This is a genomic window from Nonomuraea sp. SBT364, from assembly GCF_001083785.1.
In the GTDB taxonomy this organism is placed as follows: domain Bacteria; phylum Actinomycetota; class Actinomycetes; order Streptosporangiales; family Streptosporangiaceae; genus Nonomuraea.
Genome location: NZ_LAVL01000006.1, coordinates 88,626 through 115,494 on the forward strand (window position 1 = coordinate 88,626; position 26,869 = coordinate 115,494).

At 72.8% G+C, this 26,869-nt stretch carries 26 protein-coding genes; 10 read left to right on the forward strand and 16 right to left on the reverse strand.

Features of this window, described 5'->3' with window-relative positions; translation table 11 throughout:
• Positions 1-15: 15 nt before the first annotated feature.
• Positions 16-993 carry a helix-turn-helix transcriptional regulator gene (locus ADY59_RS05200; protein ID WP_049558329.1) on the reverse strand — a complete coding sequence of 326 codons (978 nt, stop codon included), beginning with the start codon at positions 991-993 and terminating at the stop codon, positions 16-18.
• An 84-nt stretch (positions 994-1,077) separates the two neighbouring features.
• On the opposite strand from ADY59_RS05200, the gene ADY59_RS05205 reads away from it, so the two are divergent.
• On the forward strand, positions 1,078-1,542 hold the full coding sequence (locus ADY59_RS05205; RefSeq protein ID WP_049558331.1) for a VOC family protein: 465 nt from the start codon (positions 1,078-1,080) through the stop codon (positions 1,540-1,542).
• A 50-nt stretch (positions 1,543-1,592) separates the two neighbouring features.
• Here ADY59_RS05205 and ADY59_RS05210 read toward each other — a convergent pair whose 3' ends face one another.
• A complete protein-coding gene (locus ADY59_RS05210; protein WP_049558334.1) occupies positions 1,593-1,892 on the reverse strand; it encodes an ArsR/SmtB family transcription factor in 300 nt (99 codons plus the stop codon).
• A 113-nt stretch (positions 1,893-2,005) separates the two neighbouring features.
• Between ADY59_RS05210 and ADY59_RS05215 the strand changes: the two genes are divergently transcribed.
• Complete coding sequence (locus ADY59_RS05215) at positions 2,006-3,433, forward strand: FAD-dependent monooxygenase (protein ID WP_049558447.1); 1,428 nt, start codon at positions 2,006-2,008, stop codon at positions 3,431-3,433.
• Between the two features lie 4 nt (positions 3,434-3,437).
• On the opposite strand, the gene ADY59_RS05220 is transcribed toward ADY59_RS05215, so the two are convergent.
• From ADY59_RS05220 to ADY59_RS05240, 5 genes are read right to left on the reverse strand one after another with little or no spacing between them, the layout of a single operon-like run.
• Positions 3,438-4,253: a carbohydrate ABC transporter permease gene (locus tag ADY59_RS05220; RefSeq protein WP_049558337.1), complete on the reverse strand. Its 816-nt coding sequence runs from the start codon at positions 4,251-4,253 to the stop codon at positions 3,438-3,440.
• On the reverse strand, positions 4,246-5,124 hold the full coding sequence (locus ADY59_RS05225) for a carbohydrate ABC transporter permease (protein ID WP_049558339.1): 879 nt from the start codon (positions 5,122-5,124) through the stop codon (positions 4,246-4,248). The genes ADY59_RS05220 and ADY59_RS05225 overlap by 8 nt, the downstream gene beginning before the upstream one ends.
• Before the next feature lie 3 nt (positions 5,125-5,127).
• Positions 5,128-6,372, reverse strand: a complete 1,245-nt coding sequence (locus ADY59_RS05230; protein WP_049558340.1) for an ABC transporter substrate-binding protein — start codon at positions 6,370-6,372, stop codon at positions 5,128-5,130.
• Positions 6,373-6,392: 20 nt separating this feature from the next.
• The gene (locus tag ADY59_RS05235) at positions 6,393-8,000 is read right to left on the reverse strand and encodes a beta-N-acetylhexosaminidase (protein WP_049558342.1); all 1,608 of its coding nucleotides are present in this window, start codon (positions 7,998-8,000) and stop codon (positions 6,393-6,395) included.
• Positions 7,997-9,241 carry a Gfo/Idh/MocA family protein gene (locus ADY59_RS05240; RefSeq protein WP_049558345.1) on the reverse strand — a complete coding sequence of 415 codons (1,245 nt, stop codon included), beginning with the start codon at positions 9,239-9,241 and terminating at the stop codon, positions 7,997-7,999. The genes ADY59_RS05235 and ADY59_RS05240 overlap by 4 nt, the downstream gene beginning before the upstream one ends.
• A gap of 125 nt (positions 9,242-9,366) precedes the next feature.
• On the opposite strand from ADY59_RS05240, the gene ADY59_RS05245 reads away from it, so the two are divergent.
• A complete protein-coding gene (locus tag ADY59_RS05245; protein WP_231618557.1) occupies positions 9,367-10,548 on the forward strand; it encodes an ROK family transcriptional regulator in 1,182 nt (393 codons plus the stop codon).
• A 65-nt stretch (positions 10,549-10,613) separates the two neighbouring features.
• Entirely contained in the window at positions 10,614-12,416 is a 1,803-nt protein-coding gene (locus tag ADY59_RS05250) for a discoidin domain-containing protein (protein WP_082309872.1), read from the forward strand.
• 49 nt (positions 12,417-12,465) lie between these two features.
• Here ADY59_RS05250 and ADY59_RS05255 read toward each other — a convergent pair whose 3' ends face one another.
• Positions 12,466-13,908 (reverse strand): FAD/NAD(P)-binding protein, encoded by a 1,443-nt coding sequence (locus ADY59_RS05255; protein ID WP_049558353.1) that lies wholly within the window; start codon positions 13,906-13,908, stop codon positions 12,466-12,468.
• A 160-nt stretch (positions 13,909-14,068) separates the two neighbouring features.
• On the opposite strand from ADY59_RS05255, the gene ADY59_RS05260 reads away from it, so the two are divergent.
• Positions 14,069-15,148 carry a helix-turn-helix domain-containing protein gene (locus ADY59_RS05260; RefSeq protein WP_049558355.1) on the forward strand — a complete coding sequence of 360 codons (1,080 nt, stop codon included), beginning with the start codon at positions 14,069-14,071 and terminating at the stop codon, positions 15,146-15,148.
• 1 nt (position 15,149) lies between these two features.
• On the opposite strand, the gene ADY59_RS05265 is transcribed toward ADY59_RS05260, so the two are convergent.
• Positions 15,150-15,638, reverse strand: a complete 489-nt coding sequence (locus ADY59_RS05265) for a MarR family winged helix-turn-helix transcriptional regulator (protein ID WP_063780561.1) — start codon at positions 15,636-15,638, stop codon at positions 15,150-15,152.
• A 116-nt stretch (positions 15,639-15,754) separates the two neighbouring features.
• On the opposite strand from ADY59_RS05265, the gene ADY59_RS05270 reads away from it, so the two are divergent.
• Positions 15,755-17,197: an MFS transporter gene (locus tag ADY59_RS05270; protein WP_049558359.1), complete on the forward strand. Its 1,443-nt coding sequence runs from the start codon at positions 15,755-15,757 to the stop codon at positions 17,195-17,197.
• A gap of 32 nt (positions 17,198-17,229) precedes the next feature.
• Entirely contained in the window at positions 17,230-18,378 is a 1,149-nt protein-coding gene (locus ADY59_RS05275; RefSeq protein WP_049558361.1) for a cytochrome P450, read from the forward strand.
• A 6-nt stretch (positions 18,379-18,384) separates the two neighbouring features.
• Here the strand turns inward: ADY59_RS05275 and ADY59_RS05280 are convergent, their stop codons facing one another.
• The 4 genes from ADY59_RS05280 to ADY59_RS05295 form a co-directional block, all read right to left on the reverse strand.
• Positions 18,385-19,248, reverse strand: a complete 864-nt coding sequence (locus ADY59_RS05280) for an alpha/beta fold hydrolase (protein WP_049558363.1) — start codon at positions 19,246-19,248, stop codon at positions 18,385-18,387.
• Between the two features lie 166 nt (positions 19,249-19,414).
• Positions 19,415-20,881, reverse strand: coding sequence for a family 43 glycosylhydrolase (locus tag ADY59_RS05285; protein WP_197093442.1), 1,467 nt, complete (start codon positions 20,879-20,881; stop codon positions 19,415-19,417).
• 31 nt (positions 20,882-20,912) lie between these two features.
• Entirely contained in the window at positions 20,913-22,337 is a 1,425-nt protein-coding gene (locus tag ADY59_RS05290) for a family 43 glycosylhydrolase (RefSeq protein WP_049558366.1), read from the reverse strand.
• 117 nt (positions 22,338-22,454) lie between these two features.
• The gene (locus ADY59_RS05295; RefSeq protein WP_049558368.1) at positions 22,455-22,973 is read right to left on the reverse strand and encodes a hypothetical protein; all 519 of its coding nucleotides are present in this window, start codon (positions 22,971-22,973) and stop codon (positions 22,455-22,457) included.
• A 107-nt stretch (positions 22,974-23,080) separates the two neighbouring features.
• On the opposite strand from ADY59_RS05295, the gene ADY59_RS05300 reads away from it, so the two are divergent.
• Positions 23,081-23,515, forward strand: a complete 435-nt coding sequence (locus ADY59_RS05300) for a hypothetical protein (protein ID WP_049558371.1) — start codon at positions 23,081-23,083, stop codon at positions 23,513-23,515.
• On the opposite strand, the gene ADY59_RS05305 is transcribed toward ADY59_RS05300, so the two are convergent.
• Entirely contained in the window at positions 23,506-24,054 is a 549-nt protein-coding gene (locus ADY59_RS05305) for a hypothetical protein (protein WP_049558374.1), read from the reverse strand. The two genes, ADY59_RS05300 and ADY59_RS05305, sit on opposite strands and share 10 nt — an antisense overlap.
• 19 nt (positions 24,055-24,073) lie before the next feature.
• Positions 24,074-24,955, reverse strand: a complete 882-nt coding sequence (sigJ, locus tag ADY59_RS05310; RefSeq protein ID WP_049558378.1) for an RNA polymerase sigma factor SigJ — start codon at positions 24,953-24,955, stop codon at positions 24,074-24,076.
• 185 nt (positions 24,956-25,140) lie between these two features.
• Between sigJ and ADY59_RS05315 the strand changes: the two genes are divergently transcribed.
• Positions 25,141-26,073, forward strand: coding sequence for an NAD-dependent epimerase/dehydratase family protein (locus ADY59_RS05315; RefSeq protein ID WP_049558381.1), 933 nt, complete (start codon positions 25,141-25,143; stop codon positions 26,071-26,073).
• On the forward strand, positions 26,070-26,426 hold the full coding sequence (locus ADY59_RS05320) for a hypothetical protein (RefSeq protein WP_197093443.1): 357 nt from the start codon (positions 26,070-26,072) through the stop codon (positions 26,424-26,426). The genes ADY59_RS05315 and ADY59_RS05320 overlap by 4 nt, the downstream gene beginning before the upstream one ends.
• Here ADY59_RS05320 and ADY59_RS05325 read toward each other — a convergent pair.
• Positions 26,409-26,813 (reverse strand): hypothetical protein, encoded by a 405-nt coding sequence (locus ADY59_RS05325; RefSeq protein ID WP_049558385.1) that lies wholly within the window; start codon positions 26,811-26,813, stop codon positions 26,409-26,411. The genes ADY59_RS05320 and ADY59_RS05325 overlap by 18 nt on opposite strands.
• Positions 26,814-26,869: the final 56 nt, after the last annotated feature.

Below are 26,869 nucleotides of genomic sequence, written 5' to 3' on the forward strand. Positions count from 1 at the left end.
GAGCCAAGCTCATGTTCAGTCCACGCCCGGCGATGAATCGATACGGATGTCCGCTTCGTACCGGTGGACCAGCTCCCGGCCGATCCTCGCGAGCTCGGCGCGCACCGACTCCGGCTCCACCACCTCGATCATGGCACCCCAACCGGCCAGTTGCTCGGCGATCGAGCGCGGCATGTGCGCCGCGACGCGGACCCGGAGCCGCCCGCCGTCCTCCTGCGCGACGATCTCGCAGTGCCTGCCGAAGTGACCGCGCAGCACGGGGAAGAACCGGGCGTCGATCAGCACCACGGCCTGGACGAGCGAGCGCCGCTGCTCCATCTCCGCCGCGACACGGGCCCACTCCGCCTGCAGGTCGAAGTCGTCGGGCCGGTGCGCGGGCAGGTCGGTGACCTCCGCCCCGGCGACGCGATCGACGCGGAACGTCCGCCGCCCCGCCGCCGTGCCGGCGATGAGGTACCAGATCCCGTCCTTGTCGACCAGGCCCAGCGGGTCCACGAGCCGTTCCGCCGCCTCCCCGCTCCTGCCCGGGTACGCCAGCCGGACCTTGAGCCTGCGCACGACGGCGGTCTGCAGCGACGCGACGAGCGCGGGCTGCTCCCGGTCGCGCTCGCCCCAGCCCGCCGGGTCGGACACGACGGCCCTGGCGGCGGCCTCGGCGTCGGCGCGGAACGTGGCGGGCAGCGCGCGCACGAGCTTGCGCAGGGCGGAGGCGAGCTCGGGCGCGGCCGAGCCGGCCGGGCCCAGGAGCAGGAAGAGGGCGCGGGACTCGGCGGCGTTCAGCCCGCTCAGATCGGTCCTGGCGCCGCCGACGAGCGACCAGCCGCCACCGCGCCCCGGTTGCGGGTAGACGGGGATCCCCGCCGTGGACAGGGCCTCCAGGTCACGGCGGGCGGTCGCGACGGAGATCTCCAGCTCCTCGGCCAGCTCGGAGGCGGTCACCCGGCCACGGGCCTGGAGCAGCAGGAGGGCGGCAACGAGACGGTCAGCGCGCATGCCCACATTGTGGCAAATAAAGTGCTCAGTCGATGAGCACTTTGACGGCGAGAATGGAGACACAACCAGCGAGAGGAACCGGACATGCTGCGAGGACTCACCACCGTCACCTTCTACTCCCCCGACTTCGAGGCGACCAAGGGCTGGTACACCGAGCTGTTCGGGATCCCGCCGTACATGGACACGCCGGGATACCTGGAGTGGCGCATCGGCGACTACCTGCACGAGTTCGGCGTCGTCAACAGCGCCTACGCCGGGAGCGAGCTGGCCAGGACCCCGTCCCCGGACACCATCGGACGACCGGCGGGCGCGGTGGTCCACTGGCACGTCGACGACGTGCCGGCGGCCCTGGAGCGGCTCGTGGCGATGGGCGCGAAGGAGCACGACGCGCCGTGCGACCGCGGCGACGGCTTCATCACCGCGACCGTGATCGACCCGTGGGGCAACATCCTGGGCCTGATGTACAACCCGCACTACCTGGAGGTGCTCGCCTCCCTGAAGGGCGGGCACGGCGAACGAGGTCCGATGAGCAAAGGACGCCGTGGTTGAGCAGCCGGACGCGCGCGGCGGCCGGGCCGGGCGGCCGGGGTCCGCGCGCCTCAGGTGTCGCGCGCCTCCTTCATCACCAGGTCGAGCAGGCCGGGGAAGCGGGTGTCGAGGTCGTCGCGGCGCAGCGTGATGAACAGCTTGCGCCCCTCCGGCCGCTGGCAGATCACGCCCGCTTCCCGCAGGACGCGCCAGTGCGTGGTGAGGGTGGATTTCGGCACGCCGGGCACGACCGAGCCGCAGAAGCGCTCCTCCCCCGACGCCAGCGCCCGGACGATCTTCGCGCGGACCGGGTGCCCGAGCGCCGCGAGCACGTCCAGCAGGTCGATCTGGTCACGTGACGGGTGCAGCATGCCCTGATTGTACGCATGTCCCGAACAGTTGGTTTGACGATCCGCCCACCTTTGTACGACCATCTCGAACTGTACGAAATTCCCGGACAGTCGTAGAGAGCGGGTGGGCCGTGATGGAGGACGTCGCGATCGTGGGCGGCGGGCCGGTGGGCATGCTGCTGGCCGCCGAGCTGGGGCTGCAGGGCGTGCGCCCGCTCGTGCTCGAACGGCTGCCGGTGCCCTCCGGCGAGTCCAAGGCGGGCACCCTGCACGCCCGCACCGCGCAGAGCCTGGACAGGCGCGGACTGCTCGACGCGGTCGGGCGGGTGAGCACGGGGAGCGTGCGCTTCCACTTCTCCGGGATGTTCGGCCTCGACCTCGGCGCGGTGGCGGAGGACGGCGTGAGCATCGTCGGCAGCCCGCAGGCGTGGGCCGAGCGGGTCTTCGCCCGCCGCGCGACCGCGCTGGGCGCGCGGATCGAACGCGGGCAGGAGGTCACCGGGCTGGTCCGGCACGACGACCACGTGGTGCTGTCCGTCGGCGGGCAGGAGGTGGCGGCGCGCTACGTGGTGGGCGCCGACGGGGCGCGCAGCGCGGTGCGCCGCGCCGCCGGGATCCCGTTCACCGGCACGGCCGCGCGGGTGGCGGCGCTCATGGGCGACGTGCGGCTGCTCGACCCGTACGGGGTGCCGCCCGGCTACACGCGCACCCCGCGCGGCTGGATCATCGTCTGGCTCAACCCGGCCGGGCACAGCCGCGTCACCACCTACGACTTCCGCGCCCCGCACGCCGACCGGCAGGCCCCGGTCACGCTCGGCGAGCTGCGGGAGGCGGCCGAGCACGTTCTCGGCAGGCCGGTCCCGATGGCCGACCCGGGAAGCCTGTCCCGGTACGGCGACGCCGCACTGCAGGCCACGACCTACCGCGAGGGGCGGGTGCTGCTGGCCGGCGACGCCGCGCACGTGCACTTCCCGTGGGGCGGCCAGGGGCTGAACACCGGGCTGGAGGACGCGTTCAACCTCGGCTGGAAGCTCGCCGCCCAAATACGCGGGCAGGCCCCCGCCGGGCTGCTCGACACCTACCACGCCGAGCGGCACCCGGTGGCGGCGCGCGTGCTGTGGAACGTGCGCGCCCAGACCGCGCTGGCCGATCCGGACCCGTCCGTCGACCCGCTCCGCGAGCTGTTCGCCGAGCTGATGGCCGTCGACGGGGTGAACGAGCACCTGAGCGGCATGATCAGCGGCACGCACACCGTCTACGACGTGGGCGTGCCCGGGGCCGGGCGGATGGCCGCCGACCTGACGCTCAAGACCGCCGCCGGGCCCGCCACGCTGGTGGAGCTGCTGCGGGCCGGCCGGCCGCTCCTGCTCGACCTGGCCGGCCGCGACGACCTGGTGGCCGAGAGCGCCGGCTGGTCGGACCGGGTGGACGTGGTCCGGGCCGCCGCGGACCACCCGGCCGAGGCGCTGCTGATCCGTCCCGACGGGTACGTGGCCTGGACCTCGGAGGCCGCCGGGCACCCGCTGCGCGACGCGCTCGAACGCTGGTTCGGCCCGGCGTGACGGGTCAGCCCTTCGAGCCGGTGAACGCGATACCGGCGATGAGCTGCCGCTGCATGAACACGAACAGCGCGATCACGGGCAGCGAGGCCACGACGGAACCGGCGAACAGGATCGGGAAGTTGGTCTGGAACTGCCCGCGCAGCGAGGCGAGCCCGGCCGAGAGCGTCATCATCTCCGGATCGGTGTTGACGATCAGCGGCCAGAGCAGGCTGCTCCACGACCACATGACGGTCAGCAGCCCCAGCGCCAGCAACCCCGGCCTGACCAGCGGCAGCATGATGTGCCAGTAGATCTGCAGCGGGTTGGCGCCGTCGAGCCGCGCGGCCTCGTCCAGTTCCTTGGGCAGGGTGAGGAAGAACTGCCTGAGCAGGAACGTGCCGAACGCCCCGAACACGCCCGGCGCGATCAGCGCCTGCAGCGTGTTGAGCCAGCCGAGCCCCTGCATGATCTCGTAGCGCGGGATGATGAACAGCTCGCCGGGGACCATGAGCATGGCCAGGAAGACCATGAAGATGGCGCCCCTGCCGGGGAAGCGCAGCCGGGCGAAGGCGAAGGCGGCCATCGAGCACAGCAGCAACTGCCCCGCGGTGACGGCCACGGTGACCAGCACCGTGTTGACGAACTGCCTGGCCAGCGGCACCGAGCGGAAGACCTCCGGGAAGTTCGACCACTCCCAGGAGGGGGTGAACTTCGGCGGCACCCGCAGCGAGTCGGGCAGCGTCTGCAGCGAGACCACGACCTGCCAGACGAAGGGCGCGATCATCACCAGCGCGCCCGCCGTCAGGATCACATGGGCGGGCCAGGTCCTGGGCCTACTCATAGTGCACCCACCTCTTCTGCAGCCTGAACTGGACGGCGGTCAGCACGAGGATCAGCCCGAGCAGCACCACGGCGATGGCCGCGGCCAGCCCCCGCTGGTTCTGCACGAAGCCCTTCTCGAAGAAGAGGTAGACGATCGTGCGGCTGCCGTTCAACGCCGGGCTGGTCGTGTCGATCATGAGATAGACCAGGTCGAAGACCTGCAGCGCGTTGATCATGGTGATCACGATGACGAAGAACGTGGTCGGCGTGAGCAGCGGGAGCGTGATGCGGAAGAACTGCCGCAGCCGCCCCGCGCCGTCCATCGAGGCCGCCTCGTAGTACTGGCGCGGGATGCCCTGGAGCCCCGCCAGGAAGAGCACCGCGTTGTAGCCGACCGAGCTCCACACCCCGACGATCGCGATCGCGTAGATGGCGAAGTCGGGATCGCCCACCCAGTACGGCCCGTCGATCCCCAGCTTGCCCAGGAGGTAGTTGATCGCGCCGAAGTCGCCGTTGAACAGGTAGCGCCAGGTCAGGCCGATCGCGGCAGGCATGGTGACGACGGGCAGGAAGTACAGCGTCCGGTAGACGCTCATGCCGCGCAGCCCAGGCACGTTCAGCAGCGCCGCCACGACGATGGCCACCGGCACGCCCGCCAGCACCAGCACCGCGTAGAGCACGGTGTTGCCGAGCGCGCCGAGCATCTCCTCGTCGCCGAGCAGGTCGGTGAAGTTGGCCGTCCCCACCCAGGTATGCCCGCCGAAGACGCCCGACTCGGTGAAGCTGAGATACAGCGTCTGGGCGATGGGCCACAGGTAGAAGACGGCCAGACCCAGCGCCATCGGGGCGATGAGGAGATAGCCCCACACCCACTCGCGCTTGGAGAGCATCCGTTACTCCTTGGCCAGGATCTCGTTCATCTGCACCGCGATCTCCTTGGCGACGTCGGCCACCGGCCGCTTGCCCGCCCAGGCGTCGGCGAGCAGTTTCTGCTGCACGTCCTGCCACTGCGCGGTGTTCAGCGTCGCCGGGTACGGCACGCCGTGCGGCATCGAGGCCTCGTACGTCTCCTTCAGGTGGAAGGAGGGGAAGGCCTTGAACCAGCCGTCCTGGGTGCCCGGGCGGAGCGAGAGGGCGCCGCCGCCGCTGTCGCTGAGGATCTTCTGGGCCGGCTCGGAGGAGACGAACTCGGCGAACGCCGCCGACTCCGCCGGGTGCTCGCTCTTGGCCGAGACGGCGTTGGCCAGGCCGAGCAGGATGACGGCTTCCTTCGCCGGACCGGCGGGCAGCGGGGCCACGTCGATCCGCTCGCGGATCTCGGGGTTGGACCAGAAGGTGGAGGCGAACCAGACGCCGCCGTAGTACATGCCGTACTTGCCGGACTGGAAGAGCTGGATGGGGTCGGTGTCGGTGTAGACCTCGGCGACGGGCGCGACCTTGTCCTTGATCAGGTCGGTCCAGAACTCCAGGCCCTTGATGGACGCGGGATCGTCGAAGCCGCTCTTCTTGCCGTCGGGCGAGAGCACGTGGCCGCCGGCCTGGATCATCGTGGGGTAGAAGCCGCCCTGGTCCCACATGGGGGCCATGATGCCGAACTGCTTCTTGGCCGGGTCGGTCAGCTTCTTGGCGGCCGCCTTGACGTCGTCCCAGGTCCAGTCGGCGGTGGGGTAGTCGACGCCGGCCGCGTCGAAGATCTTCTTGTCGTACCAGAGCGCCGGGATGCTCACGTTGTGCGGCAGCGCGTACAGCTTGCCGTCGTAGCGGTAACCGTCGACGACCGCCTCCGGCAGGCCCTCGGCCTTGGCGTCGTCGACCGGGGCGATGATGCCGCCCTTGGCGTACATGCGGACGTTGAGGCTGTTCATCCAGAAGACGTCGGGCGCGGCGCCGCCGGACGCGGCCGTCTGGAGCTTGGTCCAGTACTGGTCCCACGGCGTGATCTCCAGCTTGACCGTGACGTTCGGGTTGGCCTGCTGGAACGCGGCGATGATCTTCTCGGCGCTGGCCTGGTCGTTCTTGTCCCAGATCGCGTAGGTGATGGCGGCCTTGCCGTCGGCGGCGGGCTCGCTGGACGAGCCGCAGCCGGCGGCGAGGACGGCGAGGCCGAGGAGCCCGGCCAGGGGGAGGCGGAAGCGCATGGTTTCTCCAGGTGGGGGGTTCAGGACCGCAGGTTCGCGGTCCAGGCGGCGAGCTTGCCGTCGATCTCGGCCCTGGTCCGGGGGTGGCCGGGGGCGTCGGGACGTCGCTGCCAGGGGTGCGGGCCGCCGGCCGGGCGATACTCCACGCCCAGCGCGTCGAGCCGCTTTTCGTGTACGGCGAGCCGGGCGAGGAAGTCCCCGAAGTCACGCTCGTCGCTCCACACCGCCTCGGCGAAGGCGGCCAGGCGGGGGAAGGCCATGTAGTCGAGGAGCCGGGGCGAGTCGATGTGCTCGGTCCACAGCGCCGCCTGCGCGCCGAGGATCCTGTCGCGTTCCTCGCCGCCGAGACCGGCCGGGACCGGGTCGAAGGCGTGCACCGCGCGCAGGGAGGTCACGCTGCCGATCGGCACCGGCTCCTGGTCGCCCTCGGCCTGGCGGAAGTCCAGGTACGTCTCCGCGAACGGCGAGACGACCACGTCGTGACCGGCCCGCGCGGCCAGCGTCGTGCACTTGTCACCCCGCCAGGCGGCGACCGTGACCCCCGGCGGCAGGCCGCCCTCCAGGAGCTCGTCCCAGCCGAGCGGCTTGCGCCCCCGGGTCAGCAGGTAGTCGGTGAAGTGCCGCATGAGCCAGGTCTGCAGTTCCTCGGCGTCACGCAGGCCCAGCTCGCGGATGCGTTCCTTGGCCGGGACGCTCTCGTTCCACTGGGTCTTGGGGACCTCGTCGCCGCCGACGCAGACGTACTCGCCGGGGAACAGCTCCAGGACCTCGTCCAGGACGTCGGTGAAGAAGGCGATCGTCTCGTCGGCGACGTTGAGCACGTTCTCGCCGACGCCCCACTCGGTGCGCACGTCCAGCGGGGTGTCCAGGTTGCCCAGCTCCGGGTAGGAGGCGATGGCGGCCTGGGTGTGGCCGGGCAGGTCGATCTCCGGGACGACCGTGACGAACCGGTCGGCCGCGTAGGCGACGATCTCCCTGATGTCCTCCTGGCTGTAGAAGCCGCCGTGCGGGCGCCCGTCGAACAGGCGGTGCCGCTTGGCCCCCAGCGGCGACTCCCGCCGCCAGGCCCCGGTCTCGGTGAGCTTCGGGTACTTCGCGATCTCCAGCCGCCAGCCCTGGTCGTCGGTCAGGTGCAGGTGCAGGACGTTGAGCTTGTGCGTGGCCAGCAGGTCGATGTAGCGCAGCAGGTCGTTCTTGGGCAGGAAGTGGCGGGCCACGTCGATGAGGCAGCCGCGCCAGGCGTACCTGGGCGCGTCGGCGACCGTGACGGCGGGGACGCTCCACGTCCTGCCGCCGGTGCGGGCGGCCCGGAACGCCGCCGGGTCGAGGAGCTGGCGCAGCGTCTGGGCTCCGTAGAAGGCGCCGGCCGGGGCGGCGGCCTCGATCAGCACCGATTCCGCCGTGACGGTGAGCCGGTACTCCTCGGGCCCGAGCCCTCCGGCGAGGCGGATCTCCACCCCGCCGGGCCCTTCGGGCAGCGGCAGGCCGGTGGCCGGGCCGAGGGTCTCGCGCAGCCACGCCGCGGCCCTGCTCAGCGCCGGGTCGGCGGTCAGCGCGGTGGCGGCGGTGAGCGTGAACCGCCCTTCGCCGGGGGTGAGGCGGGCGGGCGCCGGGATCGTCGTCGTCACAGGGCCTGCACCGTCCTGGTCTCGCGGGCCCGCTCGGCGGCCCAGACGACGAGGTGCCCGGCCAGCGCGTCGGCCGCGCTCGCGCCGATCGGCGCCTGGTCGCCGGCCGCCACGGCGTCGACGAAGGCCGCGACGAGGCCCGCGTCGCCGCCGCCGTGGCCGTCGGCCAGCGACGCGCCCGCGCGGGTCCCGGTGTCGATCGTCTCCTCTTCCCCGGTCACGAAGTCGACGACCCTGATGGCCCGGCCGTCGCCCTCGGCGAAGCCGTGCGTGCCGAAGACCCTGGTCTTGCGGTGTTCCAGCGGGGTGAAGGCGGTCATGGTGAACGACACGGTGGCGCCCCGCGCGAACTCCATCGTCACGACCTGCTGGTCGACAACGTCGTTGTCGCAGTCGTAGACGCAGCGGCCGTACGGGCCGGTCTCCAGCGCGCGCATGACGCCGGCCGGGGTGGCCTCGGAGGTGACCGGGCCGAGCGGCCAGAACTCCCGGTCCGGGTCGCCGAGGCAGCCCAGGTAGAGCCGTGCGGCCGAGTACGGGCAGGTGGGCTCGACCGCGCAGCTCACGCAGCGCTCGCCCGCGCCCTGCGGCCGGTTCTCCGGCCGGAAGTGGGTCAGCGAGCCGAACGACGCCACGCCGACCGGCTCGTCCCCGACGAGGTGGAGCAGCCAGTCGATGTCGTGGCAGGACTTGGTCAGCAGCATCGGCCCCGACTCGGCGGCGTTGCGCCAGGAGCCCCGCACGAAGGAGTGGGCCATGTGCCACCAGCCCACCGGCTCCAGGTGCTGGACGCTGGAGATCGTGCCGAGCCGGCCGCCTCCCACGAGCTCCTTGAACGCCCTGGTGTAGGCGGTGTAGCGGAGCACGTGGCAGACCGCGAAGACGACGCCGGCGCGCTCGACGGCCTCGACGATCCTGCGCGCCTCCGGCTCGGTGGGAGCCATGGGCTTCTCCAGCAGGATGGCGTAGCCCAGCCCGGCGAAGGCCACGGCCGGATCGGCGTGCAACCGGTCCTGGGTGGCGATGACCACGGCGTCGGCCAGCTTCGGCACGGCGGCCAGTTCGGCCCAGCCGGTGAAGCAGGCCTCCTCCGGCAGGCCGTGCTCGGCGGCCAGCTTGGCGCGCCGGGCCGGGTCCGGGTCGGCCACGGCCACGATCCGCGCCCGCCCACCGGCCACCGCCGCGCGGGCGTAGATCTGGCCACGGGCTCCCGCTCCGACGACGGCTAAGGTCACTGTCATTTTGCCCGAACTCCCCGATTTATTGTGGAGTCCATAGATATTCACGGATTAGGTCTTGCAGTCAAGCCCCGATTGGCCGATGATCCCCGGTAAGCGCGACCGACTTCGTCTGGAGACCATAGATAGTGAAGAGAGAGCCCGTGCAGGTCAGCGGCGGAGACCTTCAGCGGCTGCGCCAGCTGAACTCGCTGAGCAGCATCCGCGCCCTGCGTGAGGCCCGCGGTCCGCTGACGCTCACCGAGCTGGCCACGCAGACCGGGCTGTCCCGGGGATCCATGGTCGACGTCGTCACCGACCTTCAGGAACGCGGCTGGATCGCCGAGGTCGAGCCCGCCCCGGGCGGCATGGGACGGCCCGCCAAGCGCTACCGCTTCCGCGCCGACGCCGGGCACGTGCTCGGCATCGACATAGGGGTCCACAAGGTCCTGGCCATGATCACCGACCTGGCCGGGCAGACGGTCGCCAGCGGCAGGGTTGCCGTGGACCCCGGCACCACCCGGGACGAGCGGCTGGAGGCCGTGGACCGGGCCGTCGACGCCGCGCTCGTCGCGGCCGGCCCGGCCATGCCCGACCTGTGGGGCGTCGCCGCAGGCAGCATCGGCGTCGTCAACCGGGAAGGCGTCGTCACCCGGGTCAACGCCCTGCCCGACTGGGCCGGGGTCGACCTGATCGGCCACCTCGGGCAGCGGCTGTCCTGCCCGATCACCATCGAGAACGACAGCAAGCTCGCCGCCCTCGCCGAACAGCGGCTGGGCGTCGCGGCAGGCGTCCGCGACCTGGTCTACCTGCACGCCGGCCGGCGGCCCGGGGCCGCGCTCATCCTCAACGGCCGGCTGCACCACGGCTTCAGCGGCGCCACCGGCGAGGTCGGCCTCATGGAGATCACCGGCTGGCGCACCATGGCCGGCCACCTGGAGAACTCGACCGTGGCCGAAGGCGCCGCGCCCGAGGACGCCGCCGGGCTCGTCTTCGGCTCCGCCCGCACCGGCGACCCGGCCGCCCTGGCCGCCGTCGACACCTACGCCCACCAGCTCGCGCTCGGCACCGCCGCCATGGTGCTGACGCTGGACCCCGAGCTGGTCGTCCTGGGCGGCGGGTTCTCCCGCTCGGCCGACGTCCTGCTGCCCGCGCTCCGCCGCGCCCTCGAACCCCACTGCCTGCGCGTCCCCGAGATCCGGCCCTCGACGCTCGGCGAGGAATGCGTCGCGCTGGGCGCGGCCTGCCTGGCGCTGGACCACGTGGACGAGCGGTTCTTCTCGCCGGAAGGCTCGATCGCCCGCCCCGCCGCGCCCCGGCGCCTCGTCTGACTCCTCCCGGGATCCCACCACCCTCACACCGCCGGCCACGCCCGGCATTCGGCAGAAGGAAGTCCATGCGCAAGTTAATTCCTCCCATGGCCACCACCATGGCCCTCGCCCTGGCCCTCGCCGGGCTGCTGGCCCCGGCTCCGGCCTCGGCCGACCCCGGCGCCAGGCCGGCCTCGTACCGGCTGGACTGCGAGGCGCCGGAGCCCGGCAGCCCCTGCACGGTCGTGGCGACGGGCAAGCGCCGCCCGCACCACGTCCAGGAGTTCGTCACCACGGTCAGGACCGGTGAGCAGGTGTGGGCGCGCGACACCGTCTACACCCGTGACGGGCGCGCCCGCAGCCGCTCCTTCCCGAGGCCCGCCGGCGAGGTGACCGTGGACGTCTCGGTCACGTCGCTGCCGGAGAAGCGCGTGGGCACGCCGCTGCGCCTCATGTCGTGGAACCTCTACGTCGGCGGCACGATCAACGGCCAGGAGAAGACGGGTGAGAACGTCACCCAGATGATCGAATACCTCAACGAGGTCGATCCCGACGTGCTGTTCGTGGTCGAGGCGTACGGGTCCGGCCAGAAGATCCTGGACGGGCTCAACGCCGGGCGGGCCGAAGGCGACCGCTACACCGCCGCGCAGCTCACCCAGCCCGAGGACTACAGCGTCAACGGCGACAACCTGTGGCTGTACACGAAGCTGAAGATCGAGAAGGTCTACCCGCGTTACGCCGACGAGGAGATCTCCTCCTTCAACCTCGGCGGCGCCCGCCTCGGCCTGCCCGACGGCAAGCACGTCCACGCGTTCAGCATGTGGACCTGGCACGAGCTCTCCGCCAACTGGGACGGCCACGAGGCGGCCGTGCAGAACCTCTACGGCATGCCCCGGACGAAGACCGACCAGCAGCTCGCCGAGAACGACAACTTCCGCCGGGTCGCCATGGGCAGGTCGATCCTGGAGAAGGCGCTGCCGTCCTTCATCGGCGACGACGACGCCCCGGTGCTCATGGGCGGCGACCTCAACGCCTGGCCGCATTTGGACTGGACCGAGCAGTTCGCGAACGCGCGCGGGCACGCGGGCATGGTGCTGCCGTGGCCGCTCACCAAGATGTTCACCGACGCGGGCTTCACCGACACCTTCCGCCACGCCAACCCCGACGCGGGGCTCCATCCCGGCCGCACCTGGAGCTCGCTCAGCGGCTTCCGGTCCGCGCCCGCCCGCATCGACTACATCTTCACCCGCGGCCAGGGCGTCCGCGTGCTCGGCTCCCGCATCGACGACCGCCGGCTGCCCCGCCACCAGGAGAGCTGGCTCGACCAGCCCTACCCGTTCTACTCCGACCACGGCTCGGTCATCACCGACGTGGTGATCCGGGGCAAGGGCACCGGCCCCGACCGGCCGGCCGTCGCCGACGAGCCCGAGCACGCGCCGGGCGTCTGGCCTCCGGTCCCGGCCGGCACCAGGGTGCCCCCGGCCGAGCTGAGCGCGACGGCGAGCACCTTCAAGCCCGGCGCCGGCGACCCGGCTCGCGCCGTCGACGGTGACGTCACGACCGACTTCCACTCCTACTACCCCGGTCCCCCGCCGCAGCCGCACCACATCACCGTGGACCTGGGCCGGGTCCGGGAGCTGTCCGCGGTCCGCTTCCAGCCCAAGCTGCGCTACGACATGAACGGCACCGTCCGCAAGGGCGTCGTGCAGGTGAGCGACGACGGCACGACGTTCAGGGACGTCAAGCGGGTCGAGTGGCCGATGATGACGGCGCCGAACGACGTCGACCTGACCGGCGTCTCGGCACGGTACGTACGGCTCCGGGCCGACTACGGCATGGGCGGGGCCACCGCCCTGGCCGAGATCATCCCGTACGAGGTCTCCCACTGACGACGGCCGGCACCGGCCCGGATCGCGCGGGCGGCGAAGGTCGTCCCCGTCAGCCCGCGAGCGCCGCCTCGGCGGCGCTCGCGGCGCGGGCGGCGACCCCCGGAATGCCGGACGTGACGAACGAGCCGCCCCCGGCGAGATCCCCGGCCACATGCAGGCGCGGATCGACCGGGACGATCCCACCGGCCGGCGGCGCGGCCGCCAGGCCGCCGGTCACCAGCGAGGCGACCAGTTCGCGGGCGGCCGGCGGGACGGACTGCGGCGGTGCGTTCACGGCGTTGACGACGGTGTCGGCGGTCCACACGCCGTCGTCCCCGCGCAGCCGGAACCGGCCGTCGGACGCCTCGATCCCGCGCACTCCGGCGGCCATGGTGAGCTGCCCCGAGTCCGCCAGCCGCAGCAGGACGGACGCGTTCACCGGCACCATGGGCGAGACCACGCTCGTCGCCAGCCGGAAGTGCCGCCGCAGCCGCGCGCGCTCGGACTCGGCCAGCAGCCGCCAGGCGTACGCGCCGACGGTGTGCGACGCCGTCTGCAGGACGCGGCGGGCGATCGCGCCGTCGCCTACGGCGGCGAGCTGCCGCCGCAGCCTCCGGACGGGGTCCTCGTGCCGGGCCGCCAGCAGACCGGCCGCGAAGTCGTCGAAGTCCTCCCCCGCCTCGCCCACCTCGGCGCGCAGCAGCCGGACGAGGTCGTCGACCGTGACGGCGCCGTTCTCCCGGTGCAGCGCCGCGACCCGCTCCACGGTGAGGTGTATCGGCCGGTGGTCGAGCGGGCGCTGCCAGACGTGGGGCAGCAGGCCGCTGCGCGACACCAGCCGGATCGGCCCCGTGTGCCCGCGCCCGGCGAGCGCGACGACCACGTCGACCGCCGTCAGGCCGCTGCCGACGACCGCCACGACACTCTCCGCCGGGATCCGCTCCAGCGTGCCCGCCAGCGGGTACGGGTCGGCCACAAAGCCGGGCGTCCCGGCCAGGCCGTAGTGGTCCGGGGGCGTCCCGCCGCCCACACACAGAACCACATGATCGGCCGCGTGATCGGCCGCGTGATCGGCCGCGTGCTCCTGTCCCTGCTCGGTGCGCAGCAGCAACCGGCCTCCCGCGCGGGCCACCGAGGTGACGCGCCCGGCCAGGACGCGTACGCGCCAGCCGCGCCCGCGCAGCGTGGCCAGCGCCGTCCCGGCGGTCTCCGCCAGGTAGTCGCCGAACGTCGCGCGGGGCACCAGCGGCTGTCCCAGCAGCTCGTCCAGATGGGCGGGACCGCGCTCCCCCAGCCAGGCGGCGTAGTGCCCGGCGTCCGAGTGCCGGATCGACATGATCGAAGGCGGCGCGTTGACCAGCACCGTGTCCAGGTCGGGCGCGTACGGACGGCCGCGCCACAGGTGCGGGGACGGCTCCAGGACGGTGACGGCGCCGGGCGGGGCGGCGCCGGCCGCCAGGTGGTCCAGCAGGGCGACCGCGGCGGCCCCGGCGCCGACGACTGCGATGTGCATGTGTTCCCCTTCGTCGTGGGGTTCGAGCCTGGCCGCCCGCGACGCCGGGCCCCACCCCCGCCCGGGGCCGCCCGGCGGGGGATGATCCCCCTCGAACGGGGGGTTGGCTTCCATGGGGAGACCCGGCAGACTCACCGGCGTCCGGACCACAGGAGGCTCGATGACCGACCCGCGGCGGCACACCGAGGTGATGTCGGCCACCGAGCGTGCCGCCGACGCGCTGGAGCTGTTCACCCGCGCCTCGGCCAGGCTGCGGCGGCTCGTCCCGTTCGACGCCGCCGTGTGGACCGCCACCGATCCCGAGACGGGCCTCGTCACCGCGCCCATGCTGGTGGAGAACCTCGGCTCCGGCGAAGGCTGCGCCGCCTACTGGGAGAGCGAGCTTCTGGAGGAGAACGTCCTGGCCTTCCGTGACCTGGCCAGGGCCCCGGTCCCGGCGGCCGGGCTGCGCGCGGCCACCGGCGACCTGCCGGCGCGCAGCGCGCGCTACCGCCGCGTGCTCGGGAGCCAGGGCGTGGACGACGAGCTCCGCGCCGTGCTGCGGATCGGCGAGCGGCCGTGGGGGGTGGTCAGCCTGTTCCGCACGCGGCCGGGGGCCGCGTTCGGCCCGGACGAGGTCGCGTTGCTGGCCCGCCTGTCGGGGCCGCTCGCCGACCGGCTGCGCCGGCTCGCCCGTCCGTACGAGCCGGGCGGCGCCGCCGTCGGAGCCGCCCCGGGGCTGCTGCTCTTCGACGAGTACGGGGAGGCCACGTCCATCAACGAGGAGGCGCGCCGGCATCTCGCGCGGCTGCCGGACGGCCCGTCGGTCCCGTCGGCGCTGGGGCTGAGGCTGCCCATCTGGGTGGTCGGCACGGCGTTGCAGGCGCGCGCCATCTCGCGGGGCCGCGAACGCGGCAGCGCCCGGACGCGCATCCGGGCCGTCGACGGCCGCTGGCTGACGTGTCACGCCTCCTGTCTCACCGGCCCGGGCGGGCGGCCGGGCCCGGTGGCGCTCGTCATCGAGCCCGCCACCCCGGCCGACGTCGCGGTCATCGCCGCCGGGGCCTACGGGCTGACGCCGCGCGAGCTGGAGATCGCCCAGCTGGTGGCCCGGGGGCTGCCCACCGCCGAGATCGCCGCCACGCTGTTCATCTCCTCGCACACCGTCCGGGGCCACCTGAAGACGGTCTTCGGCAAGACGGGCGTCTCCAGCCGGGGCGAGCTCGTCGCGCGGCTGTTCGCCGAGCTGGGTCAGGGGTGAATCAGGACCCTTCCTGCTCGGCCGGGCCGGGAGCGGTGTGCAGGCGCCGGAACTCGGCGGTGGTGTCGCGTTCGGCTGATCTGACGAACTGGAGGATGGCCTCCAGGGCGTGCTCGTCGAAGGCGCCGAGGGCGTCCTCGCTGCGGGCGATCAGCCCGGCGTAGGCGGCGCTGACCCGGTCGAGGCCGTCCTGGGTGGGCTCGATGAGCACCCGCCTGCGGTCGCCGGGGTCGGCGACCCGCCGCACGCAGCCCGCCGCGACGAGCCGGTCGATCATGCGCGAGGCCGAGCCGGTGGTGAGGTTCACCTCCTTGGCCAGGGCGCCCGGGGTCGCCGGGCCGCGCCGGCCCAGCACGTGCAGGCACTGCACGTCGCTCTCGGCCACGCCGAGGCGGTCGGCGACGACCTTGTTGAGGCGCACGACCGCGATCGCCCAGACCGGTATCGCGTCCTTGACCAGCTCGGCCACCAGCGCCTGCCGCTCCTTCATCGCCGACCGCCTCCACATATTGCTGCGTCGCGCAGATATTCTGCTATAAATTAGCTGCATTACGCAGCTACTGCGTTATGCAGCCATTCTAGCGGACCGAGGAGCACCCACGCACTATGACCATCTCCCCACCCCGCCAGGCCGCCCTGCTGTCAGGGCGTCCGGCGGTCCTCGTCCTGGCCGCGATCCTCACCGCGTCCTTCATGGAGCTTCTCGACGCCACCATCGTCAGCGTCGCGCTCCCGGCGATCGCCGCGGACCTGGGCGCGAGCGACGCCGAACTGCAGTGGATGGTCGCCGGATACACGCTCGCCGTGGGGGCCGGCCTCATCACCGGGGGGCGCGCCGGCGACCAGCACGGGCGCCGGCGCGTGTTCCTCCTCGGACTGACCGCGTTCACGCTCGCCTCGGCGGCCTGCGGGCTGGCTCCGGGCTCCGGCGCCCTGGTCGCCGCGCGTGTCGCGCAGGGGCTCGCCGGCGGCCTGATGATCCCGCAGGTGTTCGGCATCATCCGGGCCTCCTTCGAGCCCGCCGCCCGCGCCAGGGCCCTCGGCGCGTACGGCGCCGTGCTCGGCCTGGCCTCGGTCGCCGGCCCGCTGCTCGGCGGGGTCCTGGTCGAGGCCGACCTGTTCGGGCTGGGCTGGCGGGCGATCTTCTGGGTCAACGTGCCGATCGCGGCCGCCGGGCTCGCCCTCGGGGCCCAGTACATGCCCGACTCCCGCGAGCCCGGCCGCACCCGGCTCGACCTGCCCGGCGCGGCGCTCGCCGCCTCCGCCACGGTGCTCCTGCTCCTGCCTCTCGTGCAGGGACGGGAGTGGGGGTGGCCCTGGTGGAGCTTCCTCGTCATGGCGCTGGTCGTCCCCGTGACCGCCGCGTTCCTCGTCAGGCAGCGGCGGCTGGTCGCCCTCGGCGGGCAGCCCATCCTCGACCCGGCCCTGCTGCGCGTGCGGGCCTTCGCCGGAGGGCTGGCGGCCTCGCTGCTGTTCTTCGGGGCGCTGGGCTCGTTCTTCCTCGTGCTGTCCCTCTACCTCCAGTACGGCGCCGGGTACACGGCACTCGAAACCGGGCTGGTGATCCTGCCCTTCGCCATCGGCTCGATCATCACCTCCGGCGTCGGGGTCCAGCTCGCCGGTCGCGCCGGCCGCGCCGTGCTGGTGTCCGGTTCGCTGACGCTGGCCGTCTCCCAGGCCGTCCTCCACCTGGTCGTCCGCGACGGCGCCGAACCCGCCGCCTGGCTGCTGGCCGCGCCGCTGCTGCTGGGCGGCCTGGGGCTGGGCCTGACCGCGCCCGCGCTGATCAACGTCGTGCTCGCCGGGGTGCCCGGCCGGGACGCCGGCGCGGCGGGCGGGGTGCTGACCACCGTGACGCAGATCGGCAACGCGCTCGGCGTCGCCGTCCTCGGCCTCGTCTTCTTCACCCGGCTGGAGGACTCCGCCGCCGGCGGAGAGGGCGGCCCGGCCGCCTACGGCGCCGCCCTGGGCGCGATCCTGCCCTGGCAGGCCGCCTGCTACGCCGGCGCCGCCGCGCTGATGTTCCTGCTGCCCAGGCGCGCGCGGTGAGCGCCGCCCCCGACCGTTCGCAAGGAGATCCCGTGACCGAAGCCCCCTACGTCGGCGTCGACCCGTTCGCCGTCACCGTCCGCACGATCGGCGAGCCCCAGCCCGCCCGCGCCGCCCTGCGCGCCGCCGGTCCCCTCGTCCGGGTCGACGCCCCCGCCGGCGGCCCGGCGTGGATCATCACCGACGAGGCGCTCGCCCGCCGGGCCCTCGTCCATCCGCACATCGTCAAGGACCCGGCGTGGGCCCCGGTGAGCTGGGACCCTCGGACCGCGGGCCTGGAACCGACCGCCGCCGCGCAGCCGTCGCTCACCACCCTCGACGGACCGGCCCACGAGCTGCTGCGCAGGGCGCACGCCCCGCTCTTCACGGCACGCCGGATGGCCTCCTACGCCGGCCGGATCGCCGAGCTCGCCCACGACCTGCTGACCCGGCTGGCCGCCACCGGCGAGACCGTCGACCTGATGGCCGACTTCGCCACCCGCTTCCCGCTCACCGTGGTCTGCGACGTGCTCGGGGTGCCGCTGGACCGGATCGACCAGGCCATCGCGGCCTGCCGCAGCATGTACAGCGACGATCCGGAGGAGGTGGGAGGGGCGATGGCCGCCTTCGCGGAGCTGGCCGGCGCCGCGCTCGCCGAGGGCGGGCACGGCCTGGCCGCCGAACTGCGCGACCGGGTCCCCGCCGGGATCACCGAACCGCAGCTGCGATACCTGATCTTCACGCTGATCTACGCCGGCCAGCTCACCACCGACCCGTCCCTCGGCTTCCTGCTGGCCCGCGCCCTCGACGCCGCCCCTGAGCCGTCGGAGGCCGAGGCGTTCGTCCGGGAGACGCTGCGGCGGCACGTGCCGGCGCCCTTCACCCTGTGGAGGTTCACCTCGGCGGCGGTCGAGCTCGCCGGGGTGGCGCTGCCCGCCCGCTCCCCGGTGCTCGTCGACATCCAGGGCATCAACCTCGATCCCGGCCGGGCGATCGGCGCGGACCTCACCTTCGGCGCGGGGCCGCACTACTGCACCGGTGCGCAGCTCGCCCAGCTCGAACTGCGCGCGCTCGTGGAGGTCGTGCGCACCGGCTTCCCCCGGGCGCGGCTCGCGGTGCCGTACGCCGACCTGCGGCAGACGGACTTCGGCGGCATCCAGGGCAGCCGGCTCACCGCGCTCCCGGTGAGGCTGCGCGGCTGAGCCGCCCTATTCGCCGAGGACCTTGCGCAGCGCGGCGGCGAAGCCGTCCGGGTCGCCCTTCATGCCGAACTCGCCGTCCATGAAGCCGCCGTGGTTGCTGGGGAAGATCACCGCCTCGGAGCCGAGCCGCTCGGCGACCGCCTCGCCGGAGCGGCGGGCCAGCTGCCCCTCGGACTCGGCTCCCACGGCGACGACGACGCGGGTGGAGGCCGCGCGCAACGCCTCGAAGTCGTGCTCGTAGTGCGTACAGGTCATGAGGTTCTGCGCGAACAGGACGTCGTCGCGGGAGCCGTCGTCCTCGGTCGGCATCCCGAAGTCGGCGGGGTTCGGCATCGGCTGGTCGGCGAAGTCGGCGGGGACCTCGCCGGTCAGGCTGGTGATCGCGATGAACTTGGCCATCGCGGGCCCGAAACCGTCGCGCTCGTACGTCTGCCGGATGTCGGCCACCGCGGCGAGCGCCTGCTCCCGGTCCGGCAGGGTCGCCGCGGCGGGCGGCTCGTGGGCCACCAGCGTGCGGACCTGCTCCGGGTGCCTGGCCACCAGCGCCAGCGCGTTCACGGCGCCGCCGCTGCTGGCCAGGATGTCGACCGGCCCGCCGCCGAGCGCGTCGATCAGCCGGTGCAGGTCGTCGGCGTGCAGTTCGGGCGTCGACTCGCCGCCCGAGGTCCGCTCGCTCCGGCCGGCCCCGCGCGGGTCGTACGTCACCACCGTGCGGTCCGGGAAGCGCGCAGCCAGGGCGGTGAACCCGGTGGCGTCCATCGGCGACCCGATCAGCAGCAGGAGCGGATCGGCGCTCCCCTCGGCCTGGCGGATGTCGTAGTGGAGGATGGCCCCGGGCACTTCGAGCGTGTGGGACGTGGGCTCGGTCATGCTGTCGCTCCTTCTCGATGCTTGCGATGCAGACCGCCGGGAGCGGCGAAACTCATCGGCGCAGGCGAAAACGTACCCCGAACCGTGACTTGTTCGCAGGCGCCTCCCTTGTGCGCGCCCGGGCACGCGGAGCGCCGGGGTGGCCGGGGCCACCCCGGTCACCCCCTCAGGAGATCCGCCACTGCTGGACTGCGCTGCCGTTGCAGGTCCACTGGCGTACTTCGGCGCCGTCCGCCGTGCCCCAGTCGTAGTCGTCCAGGCACAGGCCGCTGTGCCGGTTGACGATCGTGGAGTAGCCGTCTCCGGCGGCGGTGATCCGCCACTGCTGGACGGCCAGGCCGTTGCAGGTCCACTGCTGGACGGGCGAGCCGGCCGTGCTGCCCCAGTCGCGGTTGTCCAGGCACAGGCCGCTGTGCCGGTTGACGATCGTGGCGTAGCCGTCGGCGGCCGGGGTGATCTGCCAGTCCTGGGGGGCCAGGCCGTTGCAGGTCCACTGCCGCACCTCGGCGCCGGGGGTGGTGACCCAGTTGTAGTCGTCCAGGCACAGATCGCTGTGCCGGTTGCGGATTCTGGAGTACGCGGGAGCGGCCTCGCCGGACGGGCCCGGCAGCACGGTCGAGGTGGAGACCGGGACGCCCAGGTCGGGGGTGCCGTCGGCGTTCCAGGAGATCTTCTGCACCCGGGTGGTGCGGGTGGTGCCGCAGCCCTGGCTCGCCGAGGAGTTGGCGTGGTAGGCGATCCAGGTCTCGGTGCCGTCGGGTGAGGTGAAGAAGGAGTGGTGGCCGGGCCCGTAGACGCCGGCGGCGTCGTTGCGCCGGAAGATGGGGTTGGGGAACTTGGTCCAGGAGGAGGCGGCCAGGGGGTCGCCGCCCCGGTATTCGAGCATGCCGAGCTTGTAGTCGGGGCCGTTGCAGTGGCTGGCGGAGTAGGTCAGGAAGGTGCGGCCGCCTCGTTGCAGCATGAAGCCGCCTTCGTTGACGGCGCCGTTCTGGCGTTCCCAGGCCAGGGTGGGGGCGGAGACGCGGCGGCCGAACGCGCTCGCGGTCCAGGGGTTGGACAGCGGTGCGAGGTAGAGCGACTGCAGGTTGTCCTCGGGGGCGAAGGCGGAGAAGGTCATGTAGAGGGCGCCGTTGAGGCGCACCACGGCGGCGTCGATGGCCCAGCCGTTGTTCGGCATCAGGTTGAGCACGCCGCGGTAGGTGTAGGGGCCGAGGGGGTCGGAGCCGGCGCTTTCGGCGACGTGGGTGCGGCGGGGCGCGCCGGCCTGTTCGACGGAGTAGTACAGGTACCAGCGGTTGTTGATCAGTTCCAGGTGCGGCGCCCACATGGTGGTGCCGCCGGTGCGCAGGACGAGCTGCTCGGGGGCGCTGCGCAGCCCGGCGATCGTCGCCGAGCGGCGCATGACGACGTCGGACGTCCAGGTCGTGGCGACGTAGTAGTAGAAGCCGTTGTGGAAGACCAGCGTCGGGTCGGCGCTGTTGGGGGTGGGGACGACGGGGTTGGTGAAGGACGGGCCGGGGGCCGCCTCGGCGCGGCCGGACGCCACGACGCACAGCGCGAGCGTCACGACGGCGGCGACGGCGAGCACCAGCAGGCGACGCAGCGCTCCTCGTTCCTGAGTGATCGGTAACACCACATGCTCCTCTTCGTCGGTCTCGGCGCGGTCAGTAGACGTAGGGCCAGCCGGCCGCGTCGTAGCCGATCTTGTTGATGCCGAGCCGGGAGGAGTCGTCGTTCGCGTACCAGTGGTAGAAGAGGATGTCGCCGTCGGTGTCGGTGATGACCGCCTGGTGGCCGGGGCCGTGGATGCTCCCGTGGCCGGCCAGGATCTCCGTGCCGCCGCCGGCGGTCAGCGCCACCCCGTTGCGGTCCACGTACGGACCCGTGACCGAGGTCGAGCGGCCTGCCATGACGCGGTAGGTGCTGTCGGCACCCCGGCAGCACAGGTCGAAGGAGACCAGCAGGTAGTAGTAGCCGCCGTGCCGGTAGATCGTCGGCGCCTCGATCGAGCCGCCGTTGCGCCCGGCGATGCTGCTCATGGCGGTGCCGGTCCGCTTGCCGGTGGCCGGGTCGAGCTGGACCATCTTGATGCCGGACCAGAACGAGCCGAAGTTCAGCCACCAGCGGCCCTGGTCGTCGATGATCAGGTTGGGGTCGATGGCGTTGAAGTTGTCCGAGGTGCGCGACTCGACGACCAGCCCCTGGTTCGTCCACGAGCCGGACGCGCCGGTCGTGCTGGTGGCCAGGAAGATCGCCGAGTGGTTGGAGCCGAAGGTGGAGGCCGAGTAGTACATGTGGTAGCGGCCGTTCACGTAGGTGAGGTCCGGCGCCCACAGGTGGTTGCCGCCGTTCGTGTACGAATGCGCCCACGGGGCCCCGCCGGGGAACGCCGCCCCCGCGTTCCGCCATGCCGTGCGGTCGGCGGAGGTCTTCAGCGAGATGCCGTCACCGGTGTGGGCCAGCAGGTAGCCGCCGGAAGGGGTCTTGGCCACCTCGGGGTCGTGCACGTTGACGTCACCGGTGACCGTGCCCGGGTTCGGGTACGCGGGCGGCGGGGTGGTGCCGAGCTTGACCAGTTGCCACTGCTGGTTGGCGCCGTTCGTGTCGGCGTACTGGGACAGGCGGCCGCCGTCGGCGGTGGACCACTCCCACACCTCCAGGGCCTTGCCGCTGTTGCGGTTGATCAGCTTGACGTGGCCGCTGCCGGTGTCGACGACGCGGAACTGCTGGTTGGCGCCGTTGTGGTCGGCCCACTGGACGACGTCGGCGCCGTCGGCGGTGGAGTGGTCGTACAGGTCCAGGACCTTGCCGCTGTGGCGTGAGCGCAGGCGGTAGTAGCCGCCGCCGGAGTCGACGAACTGCCACTGCTGCCAGGCGCCGTCGTTGCGGGCCCACTGGACGATGGGGGCGCCGTCGCCGGTGGCGCGCTCGTAGACGTCCATGACCTTGCCGCTGTGCCGGTTGACCAGCACGTACGAGGCGTTGGTGTCGATCGTGGCGGCGGACGCGGGGGCGGCCACGAGAGCCTGGCACACCGCCAGCAGCGCCACGACGGCTGCCGTGAGTGCGGTTCGTAAGAGTCTGTCCATGGGGGGCGCCTTTCGATGTTAGCGCTAACACTCCGGACCCGGGCGCAGCGCCGACAGAAGGGATGTGGGCTCAGTGTTAACGTGAACACCGCATCGGTCAAGGGGACGCCGAAACTTTCAGGCGCGCCGGCGGGCCCGCCTCACCAGGAGGCCGGCCCAGGCCGCGGCGAGCAGCGCGCAGACGGCGCCCGCGACCTTGTATCCGGCCGAGGCGCCACCGGCCCGCTCGGCCTCACCCTCGGCGGAGTAGACCGGCCGGCCGTCGATCGACGCGCCCAGCACCTTGACCAGGTAGTCGGCGCCGGGGAACCGGGAGGCGCGGGCGACCGTGTCGGCGGTGTCCGCGGGGACCTCCAGGCGCACCGCGGCGCCTTCGGGCACCCCGGCCGGGGGCGGCCGCTCCAGGCGGAAGGTCACGTTCGGCGGGTAACCGGCCAGCGTGAGCGCGAAGACGACCGTCGTCGTGGTCCGGTTGCCCCGCCCCGCGCCGTCGACGAAGGAACGGTAGCCCGCCGCCGTCCCCTCCACCACGCTGAACCGCACCGCCTTCGGCTCCCGCCGCACGCCCTGGTCGAACAGGAACAGCGCGGTCCCGGCGAGCACCAGCACGGGGACGAGCCGCGAACGCCACTTCACCGGGGACCTCCTCGGGCGACGCATGATCCGCTCGAACTCTAGCCGATGAACATTTTGTTCAACACGCTATGTTGACAACGGCATGCTGATCGGCCAGGGTGAAGCGCATGTCGTCGACTCCTGACCCCTTCACGCCCCTGCACCCCGGGCAGGCGCGGGCGCATCGCGAATACGCGTCGCTCGTGCGCATCACCGAGCGCCACGCGGCCACCGACGCGCGACGCCGGCGGCAGGCCCACCCCACGGAGCTCGCGCCGCACGAGGCCATCAGGCTCGTGTCGTTCCTGCTGAGCGGCGCGGTGCTGCCCGACGAGGGCGAGCCGGAGGTGGACCGGGCCGACATCGTCGCCGCCCTGAGCCTCCTCCCGCAGGCCCGCGCGGAGGCGGACGACCTGGAGGCCGGGCTCCTCCAGATGGCCAGGGGGCGCGGCATGACGTGGCAGGAGATCGCCTTCGGCCTCGGGCTCGGCACGCCGCAGGCCGCCCGGCAGCGCTACGAGCGGCTGGCCGGGCGGACCACCGCCCAGGACGATCAGCCGTAGGCGGCGGCCTTCCTGGCGATGGCGCGCAGCATGACGCGCCGGATCACCCCGCTGAAGGGGCGGATCAGCCGCCAGTAGGCCAGCATCCTGCGCCGGGTGGCCGCCGAGCCGGCGGTCACCCACGTCTCGGTGCGGAGCAGGGTGCCGTGCTCGGTCGGGATCACCTCGAAGACCGACGCCGACTTGGCGAAGCCGGGCGCGTCGTAGTCGCGGAACCGCCCGGCCGGGCAGGTGCGCCGGAACTCCCCCGGCCGCAGCCGCCAGAACTGGCTGATGGAGCCGAGCACGACATACCGCTGCGGCTCGGTGGCCAGCTCGAACCAGCCCCGGCCGATCATCGTGCCGAGCATCGTCGGTGCCTCGCCCGCCCCCTTCGCCGGGGCCGAGCGCAGGCCCATGAGCAGCCCCACCAGCGGGAGCTCCCCGGGCGACAACGTGTTCAGCGCGGCCCAGACGGATTCCGGCCGCTGCCGGACGTGCAGCTCGTGGCGTTCGGCGCCCAGCGGCTGCGTGATGAAGTCCTCCAGGACCTTCGGCATGCGCGCGTCCTCTCGTTCGTCAGTTGTGCTGCGACAGGTGGGCAAGCTTGTCCGGGTTCGCCATGCCGTAGATGGCGCGTACCCGTCCCCCGGAGGAGTCCGTCTCGACGGTGACGACCGCCACCGGCCGGTCGCCGGCGACGATCAGGGCAGTCGGGGTGCCGCCGGGGAGCGCCCAGCGGATCTCGCACCCGGCGTACCTGGGCCCGACGGCGGCCAGCAGGCGGGCCACCTTGCCGGCGCCGTGCACCGGCCGCAGCGCGGCGCGGGTCCGGCCTCCGCCGTCGTTCCACAGCGTGACCTCGGGCGCCAGCACGTCGAGCAGGTCGGTCAGGCTCCCTCCGACGGCCGCGTTCACGAACCGCTCGGCCGCCACCTGGGCGTCGCGCTGGTCGGCGGTGAAGCGGGGCCGCCGCGCGTGGACGTGCCCCCGCGCCCGGTGCACGAGCTGGCGCACCGCGGCGGGCGACCTGCCGAGGATGCCGGCGATCTCGTCGTACTCGTAGGCGAACGCCTCCCGGAGGACGAACGCGGCCCGTTCGAGCGGCGACAGCGTCTCCAGCACCACCAGCAGGCCGAGCGCGACACCGCCACGGCGTTCCTCCCGGTCGGCGGGGCTCTCGTCGGTCCACAGAGGTTCCGGCAGCCACGGGCCGATGTAGTCCTCGCGCAGCCTGCGCGCCTTGCGCAGCTGGTCGACGGCTCGATGCACCACGATGCGCATCAGGTACGCGCGTGGATGCCCGATCGCCGCGTGGTCGACCCTCTCCCAGCGCAGCCACGCGTCCTGCACGACGTCCTCGGCGTCGGTGACGCTGCCGAGGATGTCGTACGCGGCCGCGAACAGCAGATTGCGGTTCGCGGCGAAGACGGCCGCCGGCTCGTCACCGATGTCGTCCATCACTTCTGGTCCCCGCCTTCCCCCGGTTGCTTGCCTTTCGCCCATGGGACGAAGCCGCCCCCGTGGTTGTGACATCCGTGTCACACCCGGCCGCGCGCCGACGTCCGACTGTAGAGCGGCCCGGCACCCACGCCGTGGCCCCGGGAAGGAACGTGCTCGATGACACACCAGTCAGGAGACGGGGAATGAAGATCGTGCTCGCGGGTGCGACGGGCACCCTCGGCGGCGAACTCGTGCCGAGACTGCTCGCCGCCGGCCATGCGGTGCTGGGCCTGACCCGCTCCCCCAGGAAGGCGCGCCTGCTGGAGGACTCCGGCGTCGAGACGCGGGTGGTCGACGTGATGGACGAGCGGCGGCTGCTGGACGCGCTGCGCGGGCACCGGGCCGACGCGGTGATCCATCAGGCGACCGCGATCACCGGCACGCCGTTGCGGCACCGGGACCTGCACGCCACCGACGACCTGCGCGAGCGCGGGACGGCGAACCTGCTGCGGGCGGCCGGGCTGGTCGGCGCGCACCGGTTCGTCACGCAGTCGTTCTTCCTCGGCTACGGCTACCGCGACCACGGCGAGGCGAAGCTGACCGAGGACCACCCGTTCGCACCGGCCGGCCGCGGCGCCTTCGAGCGGCACCTGCGCTCGATGCGGGCCAACGAGCGGCTGGCGTTCGGCACGCCGGGGATCGACGGGATCGCGCTGCGCTACGGGTTGTTCTACGGCCCGGAGGCGGGCACCCGCAAGCTGATGGCGCTGGCGTCGAAGCGCCTGCTGCCGATGCCGAGGCCGTCCGGGGTCACCTCGCCCATCCACATCGCCGACGCGGCGGCGGCCACGGTGGCGGCCCTCGGCCGGGGGCGGGGCGGGCAGGCGTACAACGTCGTCGACGACACCCCGGTGACGTTCGCCGAGTTCGTCGCCGCGGTGGCGGAGGCGGCGGGGGCGCCGGCGCCGCTCACGGTGCCGAGCCTGCTGCTGCGGCCGGCGCCCTACATGTACGCGCTGATGGCGGGCACCCGGATCCGGCTGTCCAACGACAAGGCCAAGCGGGAGCTGGGCTGGCGGCCGGAGTATCCGAGCTGCCGGGCGGGCCTGCGTCACCTGCGCATGGCGGGCGCGTGATGCGCCGGCTGGGCGCCGCCGTGGCCGCCGCCGCACTGCTGGCGACGACGGCGTGCGCCGGGGACGCGGCGCGGGGAGGCGAGCCGGCCACGCGGCGGCAGCTGTTCGTCGTGGCCGGCGGCGACAAGGTCAGCGGGCCGGACCGGGTCGAGGCCCGCACGGGCGACACGGTCGAGCTGGTGGTGACCTCCGACGCCGCCGACGAGCTGCACGTGCACGGCTACGACCGCGGGGCGGAGCTCGCCGCCGGGCGACCGGCGACGCTGAGCGTCGACACGGACATTCCCGGCGTCTTCGAGGTCGAGCTCCACCGGAGCGGGCTGGTGCTGACCCAGCTACGCGTCCGCCCGTGACCGGCGGCTGAGCTGCGCGCGGTGCACCACGAGGCCGGCCAGCGCCAGCAGCGAGACGAGCCCGAGCTGCCACCAGTTGTCCGGGCTGCCGCCGAGGTCGAGGTCGGCCGCGTGGTTCACCGCGTGCAGCGTGTTGGTGACGAAGAACCCGGCCAGCACGATCGAGAGCACGTCACGCCACACCAGGGCGCACAGCATCATCAGCCCGATGCCGATCTGAAAGACCCCGGCGTCGTGCAGGAAGTGCACGTGATTGGGGAACTGGGCGTACTCGGCGAAGCCCGCCGGGTCGATGCGCATCCACACGCCGAAGACCAGCATCATCAGCGCGCCGACCACGACGGCCAGCTGGATGAAGATCTTGGCGGGCCGGCTGTAACCGTTCATCAGGTTCCTTTCCTGTGCTTGCTTCGCGTATAGGACGAGCGCCCCCGGCGGCGTGT